The following is a 22,778-nucleotide window of genomic DNA, read 5'->3' as shown; positions in this document are numbered from 1 at the left end:
CCAACGACGAGCTTCGTCTGTCTATACGCAAGCTTTCATTTTCAAGCGGTTTTTGTTGTCTCGATTAGCAAGGACTTGCTGGTGGTCATCAATCGTCCCCAGTGTTTTCGCCATGCGATCGTAAAGCACAACGTTCACCGTCGCGGCTAGGTTCATACAACCGTGAGTCGGTACGTACACCACATGATGCGCCTTATCGACCACCTCTTGCGGCAGTGAGCCGTCCTCTGGTCCAAACACATAAATCGCTTTCTCTGGGTGAGTGAAGTGCGGCAGTGCTGTTGCGCCGACCACTAACTCAACACAAACAATTTTCACATCGTCGGCAACATTAGCGGTGAGGTCTTCCACCTCCACTAATTGAATGCGTTCTTGTGAGTTCTGGGTGTCGGTCTGGAATTTTACTGCGCGGCTGTAGCGTGTGCCGTTGTAACGAACTTGCGCAGCGTCGTAGCAGCCTGCGGCTCGTAATACAGCGCCAACGTTGGTTGGACTCTTTGGGTTGTACAGTCCAATAATGGCTGTTGGCTTGGTGGTCATGGTTGGTGTTCTGCTTTTCAAAAATTCTAGATGACAGCGCTGGGCGCATTAAGCGGGGGATTATGAACTTAACCACGCAGAAGCGCTATTGCTATAGGCTGATTATTTTTGAGTTGAAGCAAACAGAGTGAAGATTGATGGTGCCGAAAATGAAAAAAGCGAGGACAGTACCTCGCTTTTGATGTGCGGTTTCGCTTGTGCTTGTTAGTTCACGGTGCGGCTGAACTTGATGCTAGCCGTCCAAGCAAGCACACCGATGAAAGCGTAAATACCGACATTCAACCAACCTGCATCTGGAATCGCGCTGAACGGGTTTGGTGCAAGAATCGCGTGCAGTGGTAGATAGAAAATCGCAGAGAAGAAATCATCCAGACCATAGAAGTTGAACATCGCAATCGGCATCCAGCGCAGTGCGTAAATACCAATCAAGATCACCAACAGGGGTGAGTTCACTTTCTGAGAGATTGCCATTGCTGTCAGTGCGAGCGGCAATAACAACACGCCAGCCACCACCATTCGAAGCAAGAATTCAATCCAGTTCAGCAGCACGAAGCCCAATGATGCTTGGCGATACAATAACGCCAGCTGGTGGTCGGTTGAAACATTCAACATCCACAGCATAAAGCCGGAAGCGAAAACCAATACCGAACACACCAATGGAATCACCAATAAACCAAACGTCAGCTTCACCAGATGGGTTTTCACGTCACTGACAGGCATACTGCGCCAAAACATGATACTGCCCTCTGAGCGCTCTTTACGCAGCGTTCTTGGGAAATATTGAGTGCCAAGCAGGATAGACAACAAACCAATGCCACCTGTGATCAGCATGTTGACGTCATCACCTAGCTCTTTGTGGATGTCACTGACATCACCGCCAAAGCTCATTTGGAAGAACATATTGTGTTGCAGTGTCGAGCTACTCATTAAGCTGACAAACAGCAGCACGCCACAGGCAAACATAAATAACGGCACGCGTGTAACCAACGGGTTCTCTAGCCATTCTTTACGCAACATCGCGACAATCGATTTCATTATGCTGCCTCCTTCTGCAATGCCAAGAACAGATCCGCAAGCTTGACGCCATACACATTACCCAGACCTGCAACTTGTTCTGCGTATTGTGACGACAGCAACCATTTAGTCGTGCCTAAGCCTTTTTGCGATGACAGTGGTTTCAGCGCTTCGATTTGTGCGCGATGCTCATCACTGGCATCAAGAATGAAGTAATCCTCGCTGATGCTGTCCATTGAGGTTTGCAGGACAGGTCGACCGTGTTTAAGGATCAGCACGTCCGTCAGTAGGTGTTCGATTTCCGATACTTCATGGCTCGCAATGATCAGCACACGCTCGCCATCGTGGAACCATTCCAGCAAATGACGGTAGAAGGTATCGCGATAAACCAAATCCAAACCAAGCGTTGGCTCGTCTAGAATCAGAATCTGCGTATTGGTCGCGATGACGACTGCCAAGTGCAATTGCACCTTCATGCCTTTCGAGAGGGATTTGATGCGCGCACGCGGCTTGATGTCGGTTTGGCGAAGCATGGCATCGGCTTTGCTGCGATTAAAACCTGGATGTACGCCCTCGGTGTAATCGAGCAGCTGAGCAACCGTCATCCAGTTTGGCAACACGTTCACATCCGAGATGTAAGACAAGCTCTGCATGATTTTGTCGCGTTGCATGATTGGCTCAAAGCCGTTGATGCGAATGGTGCCCTGATATTCGTGTGCACCGAGTAGGGCGTTAATGAGAGTCGATTTACCCGCACCGTTATGACCTAGCAAGCCAAGTACTTGGCCCGCTTGTAGATCAAAGCTCACGTCATGCAGCGCTTCACCCTGCTGACGATATTGCTTGGAGACGTGTTTTACACTGACTAATGCGCTCATTGGTCACCTTCAATATGTGTTTGGATTTGTTGGATAAATTCATCAAGAGACATATCCAGACGTTGTAGTGTGTCGGCGATCTGCGGAATTTGTTGTTCAAGGAAACGTGCTTTTTCATCAGCAAGCAGCTGTTTTTTTGCACCTTGGGCGACAAACATGCCTTGCCCACGTTTCTTCTCAACCAATCCTTCATCAACCAATAACTGATAGCCCTTCATGACCGTCAGGTGGTTGATCTTCATATCCGCAGAGACACTGCGTACCGAAGGCAAAGCTTCGCCCTCTTGCCAGATACCTTGCAATATTTGCTGGGTGATCTGGTCAGCCAACTGACGGAAAATCGGTTGGCGATCATGCCAATGCGTCATGATTGGTTTCCTTGGCTGAGTTGGTGTTATATATATGTATAACACCTAGGCGCCGGGATAGAAAGCGACAATCTTCATGCGCTGTTTTCTCAATCACTTTTGTCGATGAAAATTCGCCAAAGTTTGCACCAGAGTTTCACGCAAAATTTGCACGCAATCGCATACGTTTTTGCCCTTAAAAACTCGGCACTTCTCATAAGTTGAGAAGGGCGAAAAAAACGAGAAAATTGCGCCACAAACCTTGGTGAAAAAGTATGTTTTTTCATTGAGTGAGAATTGGGTAAATATCCGAGCTATTGCTTTCTTATTTAATGAGAATTGAAAGAGTTTCCATCCTAGAAAACCACACGTTCAGTAGGCACTCTGACCTGCCTAAATACCGCTCAACCTGCGAGTTGTTGCTCAAAGGATGAGAAAAAGGAGGCAAAGAGGTTTTATGAATCAGGTCATTTCTGTCGGTCCACAAGAGTCGTTTCTCGTCGCTATTTGTGTGTTGTTCTTGGGACAATTCGTTAACGCTAAATTACCGATCTTAAAGAAATTCAATATTCCCGAGCCAATCGTTGGTGGTTTGATTGTCGCTTGTGCGATCACCGCGATGCATTTCAATGGCGTGGATTTAGTTTTCGATTTACCGCTGCAAAACACTTTCATGTTGATGTTCTTCGCTACCGTTGGCTTAGCAGCGAACTACACCCAGTTGATTAAAGGTGGCGCTAAGGTGTTTATCTTCTTAGCCGTGGCATCGGTGTACATTCTTATCCAAAACGCGGTCGGTGTCTCTTTGGCAACGGCGCTCGGCTTAGACCCGCTAATGGGCTTGATTGCAGGTTCGATTACGCTGTCTGGCGGTCACGGTACGGGCGCAGCATGGTCACAAACCTTCCAAGACATGTATGACTTGCACAACGTACTAGAAGTCGCAATGGCATCTGCCACCTTTGGTTTGGTGATTGGTGGCATCATCGGCAGCCCTGTGGCGCAGCGTTTAATAGATAAGCACAACCTTGAATCTGAATACGGACGCACCAACCAGACTCATGAGCGTTTTCCTGAATTGGTGACCTACAACGAGCACGAAGAAGACCGCGTAACCGCGAAGAAAGTGGTCGAGAGCTTGTCGATCATTCTGCTGTGTGTCACTGGTGCTGGCTACTTAGAAGGTTGGGTGAGCAGCTTTGGCATCAAATGGTTGATGATTCCAGACTTCGTTTACGCGCTGTTTATCGGTGTCGTGATCACCAACATCATGGAAGTGACCAAAGTACGCAAAGTGGATGTTGAGACGGTCGATATTCTTGGTACGGTTTCTCTGTCTCTGTTCCTAGCGATGGCGCTAATGAGCCTAAAACTGTGGAACATTTTCGACTTAGCAATCCCGTTCCTCATCATTCTGGCGGTGCAATCGGTGATTTTGGCGGTTTTCGCTTACTACGTGACGTTCCGCGTGATGGGCAGCAACTACGATGCAGCGGTTATCGCAAGTGGTCACTGTGGCTTTGGTCTGGGCGCAACCCCAACCGCAGTGATGAACATGGGCTCTATCGTTAACCGCTTCGGTCCATCACCACAAGCTTTCATGGTGGTGCCTATCGTTGGTGCGTTCTTTATCGACATCGTCAACCTAGTGATTCTGCAAGGCTGTATTTCATTTATTAAGTAACCAGCCTCGCTCCACAAAACAAAAGCCAGTCCTGAGGGACAGGCTTTTTTATCAGCATATTCGATCTATTCTTACTTCAAGCAATGAAATCAATGCGTTAATATCCAAGTCATCACCTTACTTTCAAACAGTAGCAGGAGGCATGAATCGTGTCTGAAAAAATATCGACGTCGGCACTGGCAAAAATGCGTCAGATAGAAGCCAAGCTGCTGTTTGCCGATCTCAAACGCGCTGGCTACATCGTTCGCCAAGACGAGAAATGGATTTTGACCGAAGAGGGCGCCAAGTTTGGCGGTGAGTATGTCGATCACCCTAAATTTGGGCAGTTCATTGTTTGGCCGACCAACTTGCACATCGAGCTTGCCGCAACGTCTGGCAAAACCTACAGCGCAACCCTGTTGGGTGAGAAACTTAAGCTCAATGCCAAGCGTATGAACCAGCTGTTAAGTGAATTAGGCTGGATCAGCAAATCCGAAGAAGGATGGAGCTTAACCGAAGCCGGAATCCGCGCTGGAGGTCAGCAGAGAACCGATAAAGAGTCGCAGAATACCTTTGTGGTGTGGCACGACGTAGTACTGCGTCACAAGCGCCTCAAGCAGTCTGTGATTGAGTTCTTAGGGCAAGATGTCGAGTCCCACTCGACAGATAAGTCGCTTTCCAATTTCCGTCAGAAGTTTGAAGCCAAGCACCGCACTTTAGACGGGCATTATGTTCGTTCTAAAGGAGAACTGCTGATCGATAACTGGCTGTATTTGGCTGGTGTGGTGCACGCTTACGAGCGCCAACTGCCGATTGAACAAGACGTGACAAGCGATTTCTACCTACCGGGTGGCAAAGTCTATTTGCAGTTTTGGGGCAGTGACACTGGCGAGATGTTAGAGGCGGAGCGAGAGAAGATTCGTGCGGTGTATGAGCAGCATAACTTCAACCTCATTGAGGTCGAGCCGAGCGAATTAGATAAACTTGATGAGGTATTGCCAAAACGTCTGCGTCAGTTTGGTATTCAAGCTTATTAAACGCCTCGCTAGCGGTTCTTTAAATTCCTAAATCTTCAAACCTTTCAGTCTTTAAAAACGAAAAAACCCGTGATGACTCACGGGTTTTGTGTATTCAGCGTTTATCTTTGGTTGTTATCCGAAGGATTAGAAACCTTTGATGTTTTCCGCTTCTAGCTCAGAGAAGTACTTAACTGTCTTCACTTTAAGCTCTTGTTGTGAAGGCTCATCACAAACGATTACTGCTTTAGGGTGTAGTTGAAGTGCAGAAACCGTCCATAGGTGGTTTACGCTGCCTTCTACTGCTGCTTGTAGAGCAAGTGCTTTGTTGTGACCAGTTACTAGGATCATCACTTCTTGAGCGTCTAGTAGCGTACCAACACCGATAGTTAGTGCGTATTTAGGAACTTGGTTGATGTCGCCATCGAAGAAACGAGAGTTCGCGATACGAGTGTCTTCAGTTAGTGTCTTGATGCGAGTGCGAGAAGACAGAGAAGATGCTGGCTCGTTGAATGCGATGTGACCGTCGTTACCTACGCCGCCCATGAATAGGTTGATCTTGCCGTAAGACTTGATTTTGTCTTCGTAGCGTTGGCATTCCGCTTCGTGATCTTCCGCGTTACCGTTAAGAAGGTTGATGTTCGCTTCTTGGATGTTTACGTGGTTGAAGAAGTTGGTGTACATGAATGAACGGTATGATTCTGGGTGATCCGCAGGGATGCCGATGTATTCGTCCATGTTGAAAGTTACAACGTGTTCGAAGCTCACTTCACCAGCTTGGTAAAGTTCGATCAATGCTTTGTAAGTTGCTAGAGGAGTGCCACCTGTAGGTAGACCCAGAACGAACGGACGCTCAGCAGTTGGTTTGAAGTCGTTGATGCGCTTAGCGATGTGTGCTGCTGCCCACTTGCCTACTTGTGCTGCTTGAGCTAACGGGATAAGTCTCATTTTGTGCCCCTAGTTATTGGAATTTAAGATGTTCTGAAACATTAATTCGCATTATAAAATAAGTAATGTTGAACTGCTATTGTTTTAGGTCAAAAATTTGCTTTTTCTTTAACCAATGTTGCTTTTCTGGGCGATTTTTACGTTTGCTTCGAGTTGAATCTATGCAAAGCCGTGAAGCAAGCCTAGTTGATTAGCATGTAAAATTTATGACTGAAATTAAGTTTTTTGGCTGAACGAGCGAGCCGAATTGAATGGAGTTGCGTAGGAGAAAGGGAAGAAAAATGGCGAAGTTATGATCTCACGCAATCTATGGTGTGGCACGGCGTTTCTTCCTTATCCATACTTTAAGTGTGTTTATTGCTGAGGGAATCGCAATGAAAAACGAATTAGACGCAACCAAAGTGCTCCAAGCATACGAATGTGTGATGAACAACGGCACGCCTACTGAGTTTGGCAAGATGTATGAAGGGATAGAGGCCTATTCTGATTACGATGGCTATAACGTGTTTCTGAGAGGCAATGGTGTGGAGCTTACGGTGGGGTTCCACAACACCTATCATTTGGAATATGACCAAGAGCATCTGAAAGACAGCTTCTTGAAGAAGGTCGCTATGTTGGCGAAGTGAATGGTCGCCAGAAAATGAAAAAGCCCTTAGGCATGTCACCTTAGGGCTTTTGAAAAAGAAAAAGTTTTTGCAACACCACAGAATGAAATACTCTGAGGATTAACCAAGCATTAAGGCTTGGCAGAGTCGGTTAATCGTCTTCTGCTAGGCTCTCTTCTGCGTAGTCATCTGACGCCTCTGGTTTGTTACGACCATTTAGCGTGTGGAAGCGTTTGCGACCACGAGCTAATTGTGTGTATTTTAACCAAGTGCGCTCGATTTTAGTTTTCGCTTTGCCTGGGTTTTCCAGAACTTTTACGAAGTGTTTCTCTTCGCTGTTCTCAGGTGTCAACTCGCCTGACTCTAGGCCAAGCATAGTATCCCCATAAATTGTTAGGATTTCCTCTTCCGAAAGAGTAAAATCGCCAGACTTTGCAAAGCCGCGTGGGAATTTTACGTTGTCGTAAAAACGTTTTTTGCCATGACGAAATTCAGTGTCAGACATATCAACAGCCTCTGTAACCGTTATTGATGAATGTGATGAATTACGGCGAAAATTAGGCGCAAAGCTAACAAAAGAAAAACAAAACTTTTTTGTCGTCAAAATTTTAATTAGTTGTTAATCTGGTTTTATATTGACCAGGAGATGGTTTATGGATGTAAAGGTCTTTCGAACATTTTTAGAGCTGGCAAAGGTTCGTCACTTCGGACGAGCTGCTGAGAACTTGTATATTACGCAAGCAGCGGTGAGCGCACGCATCAAACAATTGGAAAGTTATTTCGATACGCAGTTGTTTATTCGTGATCGAAATAACATAAAGTTGACCTCCGCAGGTGAGCGTTTAATAGGCTATGCAGAGGTGATGGTGACCACTTTGCAGCAAGCCAAACTCGAATTATCCCTCGAAGATGGTAAAGCATTGCAGCTCACCATGGGTGGTACGCCAAACATTTGGGATGCTTATCTGCAAAACTGTTTGAGTGTGGTGACAGACTCATTTGGTGGTTACGGCTTTATGGCAGAAGTCATGGGTCGTGAAATGCTAAGCCGCAGTTTGCTAGAACGAACGCTGGATATGGCGTTTGCTTTCGACCAAATCAAAGCGGATGAGCTGAACTGTAAGAAAGTTGCTGACGTGGTACTTGTGTTGGTTTCAACCAAGCCAGATTCGTTAGAAACGGTATTTGAGCAGAAATACGTTTACGTAGATTGGGGCACGCGCTTTGCGTCTGAGCATGCAGAACGTCACCCTAAAATCCCTGCGCCCTACTTACGTACTTCGACGGCACGTATCGCTTTAGACTTCGTTTTGGAGAAGGGCGGCAGTGCGTATCTACCAGCTTCTTTGGTAGAACCGTTCATTGCGAGTGGGCAGCTTCACAAGGTGTCTGGCGTAGAAGATTGGTACCGTCCTATCTATCTGAGCTACCGCAAAGCTAGCACGTCTGTAGAAGCGATTAAGCAAGTGGAAGAAATCGTGAAAGAGATTGATCCGCTAACGGCTTACAGTTTGCAGCAAATTGCCGACATTCCTGCAGACGAGTAATTTCTTCTTTTGCGATCGAGTGCAAATTTAAACGAAAACCCCTTGGTGTGATGCCACGGGGTTTTTTGTTTTCAGTTCTAGCAAATCGATAGGGCTTTATAAAACTATCCCATGATTGAACCGAGAGTTATGGCAGAGCGAGGGTATGTCAAATCCTGTTTTACGCGAGCTTTTGATGCAGAGCTTCATCCAAAGCAACTCTACCAGCGCCAGAGAAAGCCAGTGAAACGCTTGCTGCTAGCAGTGCTAAACCAAACTCATAGCCGTTATTCGACATAAATAAACCGTTCTCGAAGTGTACTGAGAAAATTGCGATAACCATGGTAAACGCCAGTACAACTGAAGCAGGTCGAGTCAAAAGGCCAAGTAGGATGAACAAACCACCGAAGAATTCTGTGCTGCCTGCTAAAAATGCCATCAGCATGCCAGGGCCTAAACCAATCGATGCCATCCATTGACCCGTACCTAAACCAATCGATGCCATCCATTGACCCGTACCTTCAAGACCGTAACCGCCAAACCAACCAAAAAGTTTTTGCGCACCATGCGCCATAAAGATGATGCCAACTGGAATGCGAAGGGCGAGTGCGCTATAACCTGCATTTGAAGTCGTGATTTTGTGTAGCAGTGCTTTCATGATTTTATCCTTCCTCGGAAATTCTACTGATTTGGAGTGGTCGCTCCTTTGTTGTTAAAGCCAGTGTAGGTTGGGCGTGCAGAAGAAAAAATCGGAACTATTTGATGTTCTCGTTCGAGAAATTTGATGGAACGATTTTTTCTTTACTAATACAGTGCTTTATGTTGGATGGAGTACCCGTATTTTGGTCGGTAATGTGGCGTCTTTGATTATGAAAAGCGCAAAATTTTGAATAATGTTCCGAGCAAAAAAAAAGAGCACAGGGGTCTGTGCTCTTTTGCATTCACGATTAACAAGGGAGAAAGGAGTGTTTAAAGATTCATTAAGCTTTCAAGCGAGTCCTCTACGCTGTGGTAGTGGAAAGTGCGAATATTCACACCGTCCGACGCATTGATTTGAATTTCTGAGATCTCGTTATCAGAGTCGCGCTCAATAATCCCTATGGAGTGCTCAACTGATTTACTAGTAATAACTTTGTGATTTCTAAGTACAATCACGCACGTGTGTAAGTCCATGCCAATTCCCTTTAGCCGACGTTGTTGTGTTGTTCTGATTTAACTTTAGTGCACAAATTTACTAATGCCAAAATTTCTCAATATTGAGTTCCGAAAATGGCTAATTTAAAGTAACTCTCCGTTCTACAATGAAGTTATACCGTTTGAGTGATGATTTTATTTTCGGCTCATTGAACTCCCAATGCGAAAGCAAGGACAGCATTATGCTTATCCATCCTCACACATCGTTGACCTTCGAGCAGTGTCAGAAAGCGCGTATGGCACGAGACAGCCGTTTCGATGGTCGTTTCTACATTGCAGTCAAAACTACTGGGATTTTCTGTCGGCCAATTTGCCCTGCGAATTTGCCGAAAGAGGAAAATGTTGAGTATTTCACGGACAAGACGCAAGCACTGAAAGCCGGATATCGTCCTTGCCTACGCTGTCGTCCAGACAGTGCGCCAGGATCATGGGCGTGGAAAGGGGTTGAAACCACCTTTCAGCGAGCGATCAAAATGATCGATCGTGGTGAATTACATCATCAATCATTGGCGGATCTCTCTGATCGACTTGGGATCTCGGATCGTTACTTGCGTATGTTGTTCGAGCAATATTTGGGGATGTCACCTAAGCAATATGCGCAGTATCAGCAGTTGATGTTTGCCAAGCAGCTCTTGCATTCGAGTTCGATGTCAGTCACTGAAGTTGGCTTTGCTGCGGGCTTTAACAGCACTCGACGATTCAACGATGCGTTTCAAAAGATCCTCCAACTGACGCCTTCTCAAGTGCGCAGAAAGGAATTTGATGGCGTAGGGACGAATCGAATAGTGCTCCCTTATCGGGGCGCGTTGAACTGGCAACACATGCTCGATTTTTATCGTCTGCGTGCGATTGAGGGGATGGAGCAAGTTACGCAAAACACCTACCAGCGCAATGTTGTGCTGGATGATTGCCATGCACGATTCAAGGCTACTCAAGGGGAGGGCTACCTTGAGATAGAGTTTGATATTGAAGAGGTTACTAAGTTGCAAAACCTTGTGTCTGGCGTGCGTCGAATGTTCGATCTCGATGCGGATATTTGCACCGTCGAGCAGCATCTGGAATACATTGCGCCGGGATTGGTGAAAACCCACGGGATTCGCATTCCGGGTGTCTGGAGTGCGTGGGAAGCCGGTGTCCGTGCCGTGTTGGGTCAACAAGTGTCGGTCAAAGCCGCAATTGGGCAACTTAACTTGTTAGTGGAAACACTCAGCAGCGATCAGCAAGCGCGTCACTTTCCGACACCAGAAGCAATTGCGAACGCCGATGTCAGCTTTTTGCGCATGCCGCAAAGTCGTAAAGACACACTGGTGCGATTTGCTCAGTACATGCAGCAGAACCAAGAATCCGATCCGCAACAATGGCTGGAATTGAAAGGCATTGGTCCGTGGACGGTGAGCTATGCGCAACTGCGTGGTCAATCTCAGCCGGATTGCTTTTTAGACAAAGACTTGGTGGTGAAGAAAGCCATGCCAAGCTATCCGTCATTGAGTGCTCATACTGCGTCGCCTTGGGGCAGTTACGCGACTTTTCATTTATGGAATCAATTATGAAATCACTATATACGGTAATGCCAAGTCCGTTAGGCGCAGTGACCATTCAAGCCAACGATGAAGGCTTATTAGGGGTTTGGTTTGAAACTTGTACCACCAAACCGGACGATTTGGGTCAACGTGATGATCAGCACATCGTACTCAGCCAAGCCGTTACCCAATTAGAAGAGTACTTCGCCGGGCTGCGTAACGAATTTGACTTGCCACTTGCGGCGACAGGTACTGATTTTCAAACTCAAGTTTGGCATGCGCTGACGACCATTCCTTATGGTGAAACATGGAGTTATCAAGATTTGGCGGATGCCATCGGCAATCCGAAGGCGGTACGAGCGGTGGGGCTGGCGAACGGTAAGAATCCAATTTCGATTGTGGTGCCATGCCATCGTGTGATTGGTAAAAGTGGCAAGCTCACTGGTTATGCGGGCGGGGTAGAGCGCAAACAGCGCTTATTGGCCTTGGAGAAGGGTACACCACTTTAAGTGAGACTATTCTCAGAATCTGGCAAGGTTTACCTTATCTGCCTAAATCTTGTGTAGGGTTGTAAGCAATCCAGAGCAATGAAAAAGGATAATAAGGATATGTCTTTTAATACGGATTTTGATGCATTCATAAACCAAAGTTGGCAGCAGCATGAAGCGCAGCCACAGCAAATATACACCCAATTAGAACAAGCGCTCGGTGAGGCAGAAGACACTAACCATGTTGAGCGCATCTTACCCTTGATGCTGCACACTTCCATTGGTCATCTGCACGACCCGAAGCAGTTTCTCACCAGTTTAGATAAGCTCGAAAATGGCGTAGCGAATCAGTTTTTGGCAAGTCAGAGGACCAAAGCCGTCGCGCAGTATTTTGTGGACCAAACGACGGACTATATCGTTGACTTGGAAGATGTCGATCAGCGCCGCGTGTTTGCTCAGATTGCCAATGAGCTATCTGCGATGAACGAGCTAGAGCAAGCTAGCACATGGTTAGCAAAAGCAGCCAACGGGATAGATTCAGACCAAGCTGCCGAGCCGTTAGCACGTTCAATTGCCATTACGGGTAACAACCTTGCCTGCCAATATGAAGAGCTTGAAACGCGCTCTGAAGCACAGGTAGAGCGAATGCTAGAGGCTGCAACATTGGCGCTTGAGAATTGGAAGGTTGCTGGTGGTTGGATGCAAGAAGAGCGCGCAGAATATCGTTTAGCCATGAGCCTACTTAAAGCAGGAAACCCACTCCAAGCCAAAGTGCACGCTGATCGCTGTGAGGCAATCTGTCGACAAAATGGAGAAGATGCTTTTGAGCTCTTCTACGCGCATGATTTATTGATGCTGGTGCATTATCACTTAAGCCAACAAAACAAGCTCAAGCTGGCTGAAGGGGACCAACAATACTGTGAGAATTCGCCTCTAGTGTAGTCTTATGTTGCGGACAAAGAAAAGCCCCGAGAACTTGTCTCGGGGCTTTGGTTTTTGTCATGCAGTTAGAAGATTATGCCGATTGCGGCGTTGGCTGATAACGCCCTGGTTTGTGGTTCATTGCCAAGATTAAGTTGGTTGCCACCGCGCCAAGTATAGACAGGGCGATCAAATGAATATCGACGATAAACAGCGACATCACCACGATGGTGCAGTCGAGCGCCATTTGAACTTTGCCTGCACGAACACCAAAGCGTTCCTGAAGGTAAAGTGCCAAGATGTTGAAACCGCCTAAGCTCATCTTGTGGCGGAAAATTACCAGCATTCCCATACCAATCAAGCCACCACCGAGGAGGGCGGCGTAAACGGGTTCAATACGAGAAATTTCAATCACATGGTGCAGGTGGTCTACCGCAAAGGACACGATCGAAACCGCAATAAAAGTGTTGATGGTAAAACGCCAACCCATGCGCATCACAGACAAAATGTAGAAAGGCAGGTTCAGTGCAAAGAAGATCTGACCAAAGCTAAAATCACTCACTTTAGTGAGGAAGATAGCAAGGCCAGCAGTACCACCTGTCAGCAGTCCCACTTTGCTAAAAAAGATAACCCCAAGTGACACTAACGCACTACCGAGCGTCAGAGCCAATAGGTTCTCTCTAAGGCTATGATCTTTATCCATAAAAAATATTTCCTTGGTTTTAAAACCGTACTAGCTGTCAGTGCACAACCAAAACGGATGCGGTTGGCAAAACGCCAACCAAATAGTGATAAATCGCTGAATAAAATGTCGTGAAAAGTGATTGATGTCGAGTTTTTGACCTAGATTGCGCGGATGTTAACTGTTTAACAGACTTTACACATTAAGCTAGATGAACACTGAAGCAACAAGGAAAAGTCATGATTAAACAAGTGGGTAGTACCACAATTCAGCCTTTGCATAAGCTCTCTTGTCATTGCGGAAAAGTACAAATCGAACTGTCATTACCAAATGGAATCGAGAAGCCTAGACGTTGTGATTGTTCTATGTGCCGACGTCGTGGCGCGATTGTGGCATCAGTACCTTTGAATGGGATTCGCATCATCCAAGGTGAGGAGGCACTCAAGCTGTATCAGTTTAATACCAACACGGCTAGCCATTTCTTCTGTGGTGAATGCGGTATCTACACGCATCATCAGCGCCGTTCTGACCCGAGCGAATACGGTTATAACGTTGGTTGCCTAGAAGGTGTAAATCCTTATGAGCTGGGAGATATTGAGGTGATGGATGGCGTGAACCACCCATCAGACCGGTAATAATATTCAATATTGATGAAGGTAGGTTAAGTGAACAAACTGCCATTCATCCAAAGGTGCGCCGCAATACTTGCGGCATAACCTAGCGCAATCACTGGTGCCCATTTTAAATGGCCAAAGAAGGTGTATTGTCCCCTTGCTGCTCCCATTAATGCAACGCCAGCCGCTGAACCAATCGAAAGCAAGCTACCACCCACGCCTGCAGTCAGCGTTACTAACAGCCAGTTCCCCATCGACATGGTTGGCTCCATCGTTAACACAGCAAACATCACTGGAATGTTATCCACGATAGCAGAGAGAATCCCCACCATGACGTTAGCCCAGATTGGGCTCCATTCGGTGTACATCACGTTGGAAACTAACCCAAGATAACCGAGCAAACTCAAACCGCCAACACACATGACGACACCATAGAAGAACAGTAAAGTATCCCACTCCGCACGTGATACACGGTGGAATACATCAAACGGCACCACTGAACCTAAACGCTTTAAGGCATAATCATCGCCATTGGCAATCGCTTCGGCCGCTTTTTTGGCAAGTGAATGTTTTAGTGTTCGACGCAGGAAATAACCGAAAAACTGCAGGTACGCCAAGCCCATCATCATTCCGATTACTGGCGGGAAGTGCAGTACCGCGTGGAAAGATACCGCCGTCGCGATAGTGAGGATAAACAAGCCTACAATTCGTCTTGCTCCACGTTTCAATTCAATATGTTCATGGACCGTATCTGGCTTAGTGTTTGGTACAAACAACGACATGATGAACGCAGGAATGACGTAGTTGATCAATGACGGGACAAACAACGGCATAAATTCAGCAAAACTGACGTGTCCTGCCTGCCAAACCATCAGGGTCGTTATATCACCAAATGGACTGAATGCGCCGCCAGCGTTCGCCGCAATGACGATGTTAATACAGGCAAGGTTCACAAACCTTGGATTATCGCCAGAAACTTTCATCACCACCGCACACATTAACAGGGCCGTGGTTAAGTTATCCGCGATAGGTGAAATGACAAATGCCAAGCCACCTGTAAGCCAAAATAGCTGTTTGAAATCGAAACCTTTACCGACCATCCATGCTTGCAGAGCATCAAACAGCCTCCGCTCTTCCATTGCATTGATGTAAGTCATCGCTACCAGTAGGAACAGTAAAAGTTCGGCGTATTCCAGGAGGTTGTGTTCCAGTGCGGCTTTAGCGACGTCAGCTTGGTTGTGTTGGGCAAAGGTGTACCCAATCAAAATCCAGATTAATCCCGCGGCGAGCAGTACTGGTTTGGATTTTCGCATATGCAGGTATTCTTCCAGCATCACCAGAATGTAAGCAATGGTGAAGAGAATCAGTGCGGCATAGCCGACGGCAGAATTGACGAGGTTGAGGTCACTGGTGGACGCTGCAAAACTGGGGCTTGAAAAGAGTAAGCAGCAGAAAGCGACAATTGGATAGATTGACATAGACATTTCTCCTTGTCTGACTGGAGAAATTTTAGCCACAAATTAATAAGTTAAGTGTGAGAAAGCTCGAATTAACGGTAGGAGTTTTGAATTGATGTAGCTTGCGCCACTACTTTCTGAGTGACGCAATACTTGCAGCGCCAAATAGGAATACTGCAGCGTATAAACCGTAAGTTAGCCAATGGCTAATTTCTAAAAAAGGAACGAGTCCTTGACCTGCCCACATACAGCCTCCGTTTAATGAGCATTTTGTTGATGTCGAATAAATCTAAAGTAAATGAACAATGTTTTTTGTGAGTGAAAGCAAATTACGTAGCATTAGAAGTGATAATGTTGGCGAGTGAGAGAGAGCTCTCATTTTTGAGAGGCTTGCTTTAACCCCAAAGTGTTAGAGCAAGCCATACATAGTGCTGAATGGATTTAGCGCAGCAATAGTTTTTTCAGTGGAGTGGCTTCGATGCCTTTCACAAGCAGCAGAGTGACCACAATCGTTGCTGGATAAATAAAGGCGTCTTTAGCTAGGTTTTCTAGCCCCCACATACCTGCGATGTTCATCATGATGATGATCACCAATAGGTGGCTCACGTAGATGCCTAGAATGCTCGGTGACCATTTAAATACCCATGGCATATTGCCGAAGTTTGGGTGAGCAAGAAGCCACATGAATACACCCAACGACCAAATTACGGTACCAAACAAGAAGTCGTGTGAGTTAAATGCGATTTCATAATTCATAAGGTAATAGGCTTCGCCAAAATGTAGTGCCATACCGATCAGAATTAAGCGAATGGTGTTATTACGAGACCATTGCCACTGATGTTGTCTTGCTAAGTAACCAAGCACCACCAGTAAAGTACTGAAGAACGGCCCATTACGAGTAAAGAAGGGCGTTGGCAGTTCAGTGAGTGTGACGTAGCTGCCTGCAAACACACCGTAGACGTAAAGTAATAACGCCGCAGGAAGCAACAGTTGTACCATGCTAATGCGAACCAGCAACGCAATAATAGCCACGGCGATGACAAGTGCAGGAATGAACCACAAATGCACCAAGCCACCTTCTAAGAGCGAGTTCACTGGGTTCGACATCAGGTAACCCCAATAACCCTGTCGCTCGACGAGGTAACCTGCTTCTGCAACTACTTGCCAGCGAAACGGCATTAACAGACAAATCAGACTCCAAATCAGCCATATTTTGAGCAGAGGCTTGGCGTAGTTTTTCAGTGTCTCAACGGGATTTGTGCTGAGTTTAGGCTGGATTAGATATCCGGAGATGAGAAAAAACAGTGGTACAGCAAAGCGAGCCAATTGGTTAAGCATGTACCCAACCCAAGGTACTTCATCCCATTGCCAATACGTGAGAGCCATCTGACAGTGAAGCCCAATGATCGCAAACATTGCGATGATGCGGGCAAATTCTAAACTGGCAATTTTCTTTGTTGTTGCCATAAGTGCTTACCTAAAAAAGTTAAAAATCGCTGCGAAATTAGCAGTTAACGATTCAGTTCTCGCGGTAAAAAATCAACTCATGTGCAATTGACGGCGACCAGTTTGCGAAATTCAGACCCATCTCTAATTTCTAAAATCAAGATTCATTACTTCTTTCAATGTATTGAGATCAAGGCTGTGTCTGATCATGATGGTTGGTTTGACCAGTAAACTTAACATTGCAAAAAAGGACGGTCGTGCTAAAAATGCAGTCATGAAAAAAGGAAAAGTAACCAAAGAACTTATTCTGCAACGTGCATTCCAACTGGCGAGCGAAAATGGATTGGAAAGTCTTACCATTGGTGAGTTAGCGAAGCAGTGCGGGATGTCGAAAAGTGGTTTGTTTGCCCACTTTAACTCGAAGTTAAATCTTCAGCTGTCGGTATTGGAACACGCCAATCTAGTATTTGCTGAGCGCGTGATTGCGCCTGCACGTGAGTTAGGTGATAGCAATATTGAACGTAAAGTACGTGGCTTACTAGACACTTGGATGACGTGGAACCACTCTTTTCAAGGCAGTTGCATGTTCCTTGATGCCTGGAACGACACCGCAGAAGAAGGTTGTGCATTGCAAGCGGCATTGCGTAAGTCGATTGATACTTGGTTGAATTATCTCGAAATTCAGATCAAGAAAGGCAAAGAAAACCAAGAGTTTGTTGTGGATTTAGACACGCGACAAGCGACCTTTGATTTATACGGACATTACTTAAGTGCACACGTGTTTTATTCAATCAAAGGGGAAGAAGAGAGCCAGAGACTGTTTTGGCAAGGCATCGATAACTTGTTTACTCGATGGAAGCGCTAGCCCCGCGGTAACGGGCATAGTAAGAGATTCATAAGAAAGAGCGACACAGAGCGCTCTTTCTTATCCGCTTAAAAAGCACGACCGTTCTATTTTGTGCAAAGCTGATAGCTAAGGAAACGATCATGAGTGAGAAAATTTACTTCAATACTTCGCAGAAATTCAGTGTTAAGCGCAGTCTGATCAACATCAGTACGCGTTTACATCACACGCTAGCGCCCTCACACGCAAAAAAGACCGCGCGTAAATTGCTGCTTACTCCTGCGCGTACTCAGCCAAAAAACGCTGAGCCACAGGGACTGATCAAAAGTGAAATCCAAGGTCATGCCGGGGCAATTAAAATCTATCAGCTTGGAAGCGGTCCGGTATGGATTCTTACTCACGGTTGGTCTGGAACTGCCAGTCAGTTCTACCCGTTGATGGAGCACATTGCGGCATCTGGTTACACTGCGCTGGCTTATGATCATCCAGCGCATGGTGAGAGTGATGGACAATATGGGCATATCCCAGCGTTTGTTCGTGGCTTAGAGGAAGTGTTGGATTCTGTAGAAGACGTAGCAGGTTTAGTTGGGCACAGTATGGGCACTGCGTCGGCGCTGGAATGTCGCCATAGTAAACTAGAGAACAAACCTCTATTGTTGATTGCTCCGGTTCTGAATTATGTAGAAAACCTGTTTGGTAGCATTGCACGCTCAGGATACTCCATGAAGTTATTCAAAGCGGTGGTGTCTGAGGTTGAGGACCAGTTTGGCTATCCACTGCAGTCGATTGACCCAGAAAAGCGTCTAGCAGAGCGCGAAGCAAAAACCATCATTGTTCATGATGAGCAAGACAAGTTCACTAAGCACAGTGTCTCTGCGCAAGCAGCGAGTGAGATGGTACGGGTAGAATTAGTGACGACTCAAGGCCAAGGTCACGGTCGCGTGATGAAGTGTGAAGAGGTGTTCCAGAGTTTCGACCGTTTAATTGAAGCTAGCTGATTATTGAAAAGCACTTAATAGATTCTGTTAGAACAACAAAGGACAGCCGAAGCTGTCCTTTTTATTATTACAATATTCAGAGCGATTAGTGTTGAATCACAACACCTTAGCTGTGTTTAGTTACAGTTAGCTGGGCCAACTTCTTTCCAAACACCCCATTCGCCAGACTTACTAGGATCTTGTCCTTGTGTCCACCACTTCGCTTCCCAAGTTTTACCTGTGTAAGTCACTTGGTCACCGCCAGTGTAAACAGCTGTTGCATCCCATGCGTTAGTACAAGTGCCACCACCTGTGCTGTGCTTAGATACAACAACGGTTGCACTTGCTGAAGATGCTGCTTGGCCGTCGCTTACGCTTACTGTGAAGCTTAGGCTAGTGTCTTGCGGGTATTCTGCTGCTGTGAACGTTACTTTTGCACCGTTAACCGTTGCGTTTAGACCTTGAGGTAGCGTCCAATCGAACGTTAGCGTGTCGTTGTCTGCATCGCTTGAAGCCGAAGCGTCAATCACAACTACGTCACCTGCGTTTGCTGTTGCTGGCGCAGAAACCTGTGCAACTGGCGCAGTGTTTGGTGGATCAATCACGCCAGCAGGCTTAACCGTTACCACAACAAGATCAGAAGCGCTTGCGCCGTCATTGTCTGTCACGGTTAGCTTGAACGTTAGCTGTTCTTCTGCAGTCACTTCTGCTGCATCAAAGCTTGCTGTCGCTGTATTTGCGCCAGATAGAGCCACTGCTGTACCTGATACTTGCTCCCAAGCGTAGCTTGCGATTGTGCCATCAGAGTCTGTTGAGTTGCTGCCATCAAGCACAACACTTGCAGGGCCTGTTACTGCTTGGTCCGTACCTGCTGCTGCTGCTGGTTTACGGTTTGGTGGAACAACCACGCCACCCGCCATACCTTCGTGCATTGCATTTAGGATGTCGCCATTATCTGCATCAATTTCCCAAGAGAACAGACCTGCAAGACCTAACGATTTTGCGTAGTTGCCTTTCGCTAATATAGAACGGTGATCATCAAATGTGATTAGCTCACCTGTTGAACGGTTCCACACCCATGGTGCTTCTGCTTGCGCATCGTAGCCGTATTCAAAGCCGTTGATACCAGTATTGTTTGCACCAAGCATGAATGACTTAATGCCTTTGTAGTCAATGACGCCATCTTCCCAAACACCTTGAGCTGTGCTGCCTTTCAGTTTACCTGTAGCAGTACCTGTCATTGGATCATTTGGATCGGTTAGCGTATCCGGTGTTACACCTTCCCAACCACGGCCATACATTGCTGTACCTAGAACCAGTTTGTTCGCAGGAACGCCTTGCGCTAGTAGTAGTTGGATGCCGTTGTCAGCCGTGTAAGCTGGGCCTTTGTACGGTTCGCCGTTTTCATCAACGCCGCTGCCGTCACACTGACCAGGACGCATAAATGAACCACAGTAAAGTGCTGTTTGGTGACCAGGAACGTTGTTCCAACCGCCGTAGAAGTCGTATGTCATCGCGAAGATGTAGTCCATGTACTGAACTGCGTCTGCGTAATCAACGTCTTCAATTTTGTCGTAACCCACACCGATTGCTGAAGTTAGCTCGTAGGTACGGCCAGTTTCGGCTTCTAGCTCATCTAGCATTGCACGCAGCTCACGCATCAATGCGATGTATGCTGGGCCGTCGTTTACTGGGTCGCCCTTATCAGCTGCAGCGCCGCCGCCACCTGGGAATTCCCAGTCGATGTCCACACCGTCGTAGAACTTCCACGTTTTCAGGAACTTCTTAACTGACGCGACAAACGTGTCACGGTTGGCTTTATCAACGAAATCGAAGAATGGGTCAGACAGTGTCCAACCACCGATAGATGGGATGATTTTTAGATCAGGGTTACGTTGTTTCAATGCCATTAGCATGGCGTAGTTACCCTTGATCGGCGTGCTGTATTCGTGACCTGCTTGCGCGAAGCTCTTTTGGTACGCTGCCCATGGGTCATGGATAACCACTTCGTAGTCGTTCACACCGCGACACGCTGTTTGCAGTGCGTTGAAGCTGTTACCGCCAACCGATTTCACAGATTCGTTTGGACCACAAATTGGAATGAAGCCGTAAAGGATGTGCGTTAGGTTGTCGACTGGCATGTTGTCGACAGTGTAATCACGGCCGTAGATGCCCCATTCAACAAAGTACGTACCCATCACGACACTAGGGTCTGTGTTGTAGGTTTTGTTGTTCGGGTCAACATTCATGGTTAGCGGCGGTAAGTGAGAACCGTCTGTATCCGCAATCGTAATCTCTACTGGTGCGCTTTTCGCACAGCCTGTTGCGTCACACGCTTCGATTTCCATTTGGTACAAACCACCTTGGCCGTATTCAAACGACGCAGTAGTTTGGCTACCAGTGATAGGGCCTGTTGCGACTTGAACACCATCAAAGTAGATGTTGTAAGTGTCACCAGAAGTACCACTCCACTGGTTAAATTTCACGTTGATCTTAGCTAGCTCATGGTACTTAACCATGTCGTTGTAGCCAGATGTGGTTTCCATTGCCAGTTCAATTTTAGAAAATTGCAGGTTATTAGAACCATACATGTCGATACTTGGTGCTGTTGGAGCCGCATTTGCAGCGCCAGAAAGAGCTAGGGCAACCCCAGCGGCACATAGGTTAAATCGAATCATAACTTCTCTCTCAATCCTTGATTTTATGTTCATTCACGAACACAAGCTGCTCTTGCGACAGAAAAGACAACCGATTCACACACTGTGCAAAAGCATCACATTCAGCATTTCAGAAACTTTTTTTTTTTCAAAAAAAAATAAATCAAGATTCGACTCTGTTACACAAATCTCACTACAAGAAACATTGTTTTGCATAGAAAATACAATATTGAGCCAATAATTTATAAATATTTTGCATGCGTTTAATTAATTATCTACTCAGTCTGGCGGTGTTATTTTGCGAGTGAAATTAAATTTTTGTTATGTAACAGAGCAAGTTACGTTAGAAATTGCCAATAACGGCCCTGTTGAATTTGGGGAAAGATACGTATGATTGAGGGGCAGATAACAAGATTACTTGCGATTGAAGTGCTCGCTCAATGCAGCTCGGCGTTTGGACGCGGCACCAATTTCTGAACCTTGTACGGTGTGCTCGAATCCTTTAAGCACAAAACGTTGGTCAGGTAGCTTTGGTTCTACGCGACGTATTTGGGGAGAGAGGTGAGAACCAGACAGTTGGTAGGCTGTTTTACCTAGTCCGGTGTTTAGGGTGACAACTTTGCCATCGAACTCAAACTGGGTAGCGACGAGGCGATGGTTGCGAAAGACCCCGTCGGGCGTAAAGGAAAGTTGTTCGGTCTGATAAGGCGGCGCACCAATTTCAATCCATTCGCCATACACTTTATCTGGGTCGATATAGTCGAGATAAGAAGCGTAAAGTTGGTAGCCGAGAAAGCTCAACAGCGCGCAGCCAAACGTCGCAAATCCTCCTTTGATGATTCTGAACTGATGACGAGCCCAAAATGAAGGTTGCGGTTCTGGTTTCTTCTGGCGTTTTCGGCGCGGTGTGGTCGTCATGATCCCTGCTTGTTTTCCTTTTTTAATATGGTGAGAAGCTTACGCTGCAAAAACAAACAATCTCGCCTTTGCGACACCTAAACTATGATCTGATGTCCACTTTTACATTCCGAAACACAGTTATTGAGTATTCGATAGCTCAAAAAAGGTCAATTTAGAGACTTGAGTCGTAAACCGAAACAGGGTAAAAAAGAGCTGATTTTTGATAAGGAAACCAAAGAATGAGTATTAAGGAAAACAGTTATTTTGCTGGTGGCGTAAAGTCACTGGGTTTTAGCCAACAAGGACAGGATGTCAGTGTCGGTGTGATGTTGCCAGGTGAATACACGTTTGGTACCCAAGCTCCTGAACGTATGAGTGTCGTCAAAGGTGCACTGATCGTAAAGAAAGCTGGAGAGGTTGATTGGGTGACTTACAACAGCGGTGAGTTTTTTGAAGTCGAAGGTAACTCATCATTTGAGCTTCAAGTTAAAGACGCAACGGCTTACCTATGTGAGTACTTATAAGCACAGAGCCATCTCTG

The 22,778-nt window shown here is 46.4% G+C and carries 24 protein-coding genes; 11 read left to right on the top strand and 13 right to left on the bottom strand.

The annotated features are described in order from the left end of the window. Positions 1–21 precede the first annotated feature (21 nt). The 4 genes from C1S74_RS17780 to C1S74_RS17765 all read right to left on the bottom strand — a co-directional run bounded on the left by C1S74_RS17780 (position 22) and on the right by C1S74_RS17765 (position 2,800). Complete coding sequence (locus C1S74_RS17780; protein WP_045396417.1) at positions 22–540, bottom strand: RNA methyltransferase; 519 nt, start codon at positions 538–540, stop codon at positions 22–24. A 204-nt stretch (positions 541–744) separates the two neighbouring features. Then, on the bottom strand, positions 745–1,575 hold the full coding sequence (locus C1S74_RS17775) for a membrane protein (RefSeq protein ID WP_045396415.1): 831 nt from the start codon (positions 1,573–1,575) through the stop codon (positions 745–747). Continuing rightward, positions 1,575–2,432 (bottom strand): ABC transporter ATP-binding protein, encoded by an 858-nt coding sequence (locus tag C1S74_RS17770; protein WP_045396413.1) that lies wholly within the window; start codon positions 2,430–2,432, stop codon positions 1,575–1,577. The genes C1S74_RS17775 and C1S74_RS17770 overlap by 1 nt, the downstream gene beginning before the upstream one ends. Continuing rightward, complete coding sequence (locus C1S74_RS17765) at positions 2,429–2,800, bottom strand: GntR family transcriptional regulator (protein ID WP_005428840.1); 372 nt, start codon at positions 2,798–2,800, stop codon at positions 2,429–2,431. The genes C1S74_RS17770 and C1S74_RS17765 overlap by 4 nt, the downstream gene beginning before the upstream one ends. A gap of 436 nt (positions 2,801–3,236) precedes the next feature. Here C1S74_RS17765 and gltS point away from each other — a divergent pair, with 436 nt between their 5' ends. Together gltS and C1S74_RS17755 are read left to right on the top strand one after the other, a co-directional pair. After that, entirely contained in the window at positions 3,237–4,463 is a 1,227-nt protein-coding gene (gltS, locus tag C1S74_RS17760) for a sodium/glutamate symporter (protein WP_045396411.1), read from the top strand. Between the two features lie 149 nt (positions 4,464–4,612). Next, the gene (locus C1S74_RS17755) at positions 4,613–5,479 is read left to right on the top strand and encodes a hypothetical protein (protein ID WP_045396410.1); all 867 of its coding nucleotides are present in this window, start codon (positions 4,613–4,615) and stop codon (positions 5,477–5,479) included. A gap of 126 nt (positions 5,480–5,605) precedes the next feature. On the opposite strand, the gene nagB is transcribed toward C1S74_RS17755, so the two are convergent. Further along, the gene (gene nagB / locus C1S74_RS17745; protein WP_038869802.1) at positions 5,606–6,406 is read right to left on the bottom strand and encodes a glucosamine-6-phosphate deaminase; all 801 of its coding nucleotides are present in this window, start codon (positions 6,404–6,406) and stop codon (positions 5,606–5,608) included. A 374-nt stretch (positions 6,407–6,780) separates the two neighbouring features. On the opposite strand from nagB, the gene C1S74_RS17740 reads away from it, so the two are divergent. After that, the gene (locus C1S74_RS17740) at positions 6,781–7,032 is read left to right on the top strand and encodes a DUF3081 domain-containing protein (protein ID WP_038880154.1); all 252 of its coding nucleotides are present in this window, start codon (positions 6,781–6,783) and stop codon (positions 7,030–7,032) included. A 130-nt stretch (positions 7,033–7,162) separates the two neighbouring features. On the opposite strand, the gene C1S74_RS17735 is transcribed toward C1S74_RS17740, so the two are convergent. Then, positions 7,163–7,516, bottom strand: a complete 354-nt coding sequence (locus C1S74_RS17735; RefSeq protein WP_005434702.1) for a MaoP family protein — start codon at positions 7,514–7,516, stop codon at positions 7,163–7,165. 148 nt (positions 7,517–7,664) lie between these two features. Here C1S74_RS17735 and C1S74_RS17730 point away from each other — a divergent pair, with 148 nt between their 5' ends. Next, on the top strand, positions 7,665–8,558 hold the full coding sequence (locus C1S74_RS17730) for a LysR family transcriptional regulator (RefSeq protein ID WP_045396407.1): 894 nt from the start codon (positions 7,665–7,667) through the stop codon (positions 8,556–8,558). Positions 8,559–8,718: 160 nt separating this feature from the next. Here C1S74_RS17730 and C1S74_RS17725 read toward each other — a convergent pair whose 3' ends face one another. After that, entirely contained in the window at positions 8,719–9,195 is a 477-nt protein-coding gene (locus C1S74_RS17725) for a DoxX family protein (protein ID WP_045396404.1), read from the bottom strand. A 311-nt stretch (positions 9,196–9,506) separates the two neighbouring features. Continuing rightward, a complete protein-coding gene (locus C1S74_RS17720; RefSeq protein ID WP_045396401.1) occupies positions 9,507–9,710 on the bottom strand; it encodes a hypothetical protein in 204 nt (67 codons plus the stop codon). Between the two features lie 203 nt (positions 9,711–9,913). Between C1S74_RS17720 and C1S74_RS17715 the strand changes: the two genes are divergently transcribed. From C1S74_RS17715 to C1S74_RS17705, 3 genes are all read left to right on the top strand, one after another. Then, positions 9,914–11,281 (top strand): DNA-3-methyladenine glycosylase 2 family protein, encoded by a 1,368-nt coding sequence (locus C1S74_RS17715; protein ID WP_045396399.1) that lies wholly within the window; start codon positions 9,914–9,916, stop codon positions 11,279–11,281. Continuing rightward, positions 11,278–11,760, top strand: a complete 483-nt coding sequence (locus tag C1S74_RS17710; RefSeq protein ID WP_045396397.1) for a methylated-DNA--[protein]-cysteine S-methyltransferase — start codon at positions 11,278–11,280, stop codon at positions 11,758–11,760. The genes C1S74_RS17715 and C1S74_RS17710 overlap by 4 nt, the downstream gene beginning before the upstream one ends. A gap of 99 nt (positions 11,761–11,859) precedes the next feature. After that, positions 11,860–12,681 (top strand): hypothetical protein, encoded by an 822-nt coding sequence (locus C1S74_RS17705; RefSeq protein WP_045396394.1) that lies wholly within the window; start codon positions 11,860–11,862, stop codon positions 12,679–12,681. Positions 12,682–12,754: 73 nt separating this feature from the next. On the opposite strand, the gene C1S74_RS17700 is transcribed toward C1S74_RS17705, so the two are convergent. Then, positions 12,755–13,363 (bottom strand): DUF6198 family protein, encoded by a 609-nt coding sequence (locus C1S74_RS17700; RefSeq protein WP_045396391.1) that lies wholly within the window; start codon positions 13,361–13,363, stop codon positions 12,755–12,757. Between the two features lie 218 nt (positions 13,364–13,581). On the opposite strand from C1S74_RS17700, the gene C1S74_RS17695 reads away from it, so the two are divergent. After that, complete coding sequence (locus C1S74_RS17695) at positions 13,582–13,977, top strand: GFA family protein (RefSeq protein WP_045396390.1); 396 nt, start codon at positions 13,582–13,584, stop codon at positions 13,975–13,977. Positions 13,978–14,003: 26 nt separating this feature from the next. Here C1S74_RS17695 and nhaD read toward each other — a convergent pair whose 3' ends face one another. Together nhaD and C1S74_RS17685 are read right to left on the bottom strand one after the other, a co-directional pair. Then, positions 14,004–15,434 (bottom strand): sodium:proton antiporter NhaD, encoded by a 1,431-nt coding sequence (nhaD, locus tag C1S74_RS17690; protein ID WP_038869787.1) that lies wholly within the window; start codon positions 15,432–15,434, stop codon positions 14,004–14,006. Between the two features lie 420 nt (positions 15,435–15,854). After that, entirely contained in the window at positions 15,855–16,880 is a 1,026-nt protein-coding gene (locus C1S74_RS17685; protein WP_045396387.1) for an acyltransferase, read from the bottom strand. 253 nt (positions 16,881–17,133) lie between these two features. Between C1S74_RS17685 and C1S74_RS17680 the strand changes: the two genes are divergently transcribed. Further along, positions 17,134–17,724 carry a TetR/AcrR family transcriptional regulator gene (locus tag C1S74_RS17680; RefSeq protein ID WP_045397580.1) on the top strand — a complete coding sequence of 197 codons (591 nt, stop codon included), beginning with the start codon at positions 17,134–17,136 and terminating at the stop codon, positions 17,722–17,724. A gap of 122 nt (positions 17,725–17,846) precedes the next feature. Then, positions 17,847–18,701 carry an alpha/beta fold hydrolase gene (locus C1S74_RS17675; protein WP_045396385.1) on the top strand — a complete coding sequence of 285 codons (855 nt, stop codon included), beginning with the start codon at positions 17,847–17,849 and terminating at the stop codon, positions 18,699–18,701. A 116-nt stretch (positions 18,702–18,817) separates the two neighbouring features. Here the strand turns inward: C1S74_RS17675 and C1S74_RS17670 are convergent, their stop codons facing one another. Continuing rightward, a complete protein-coding gene (locus C1S74_RS17670; protein ID WP_045396383.1) occupies positions 18,818–21,358 on the bottom strand; it encodes a glycosyl hydrolase family 18 protein in 2,541 nt (846 codons plus the stop codon). 393 nt (positions 21,359–21,751) lie between these two features. Beyond that, positions 21,752–22,255, bottom strand: coding sequence for a DUF2850 domain-containing protein (locus C1S74_RS17665; RefSeq protein WP_039975230.1), 504 nt, complete (start codon positions 22,253–22,255; stop codon positions 21,752–21,754). Positions 22,256–22,476: 221 nt separating this feature from the next. Here C1S74_RS17665 and ppnP point away from each other — a divergent pair, with 221 nt between their 5' ends. Then, a complete protein-coding gene (ppnP, locus tag C1S74_RS17660) occupies positions 22,477–22,761 on the top strand; it encodes a pyrimidine/purine nucleoside phosphorylase (RefSeq protein ID WP_005448986.1) in 285 nt (94 codons plus the stop codon). Positions 22,762–22,778 lie beyond the last annotated feature (17 nt).

This window comes from Vibrio hyugaensis (assembly GCF_002906655.1).
Classification (GTDB): Bacteria; Pseudomonadota; Gammaproteobacteria; order Enterobacterales; family Vibrionaceae; genus Vibrio; species Vibrio hyugaensis.
This window is presented reverse-complemented; position numbering and strand designations above follow the sequence as displayed.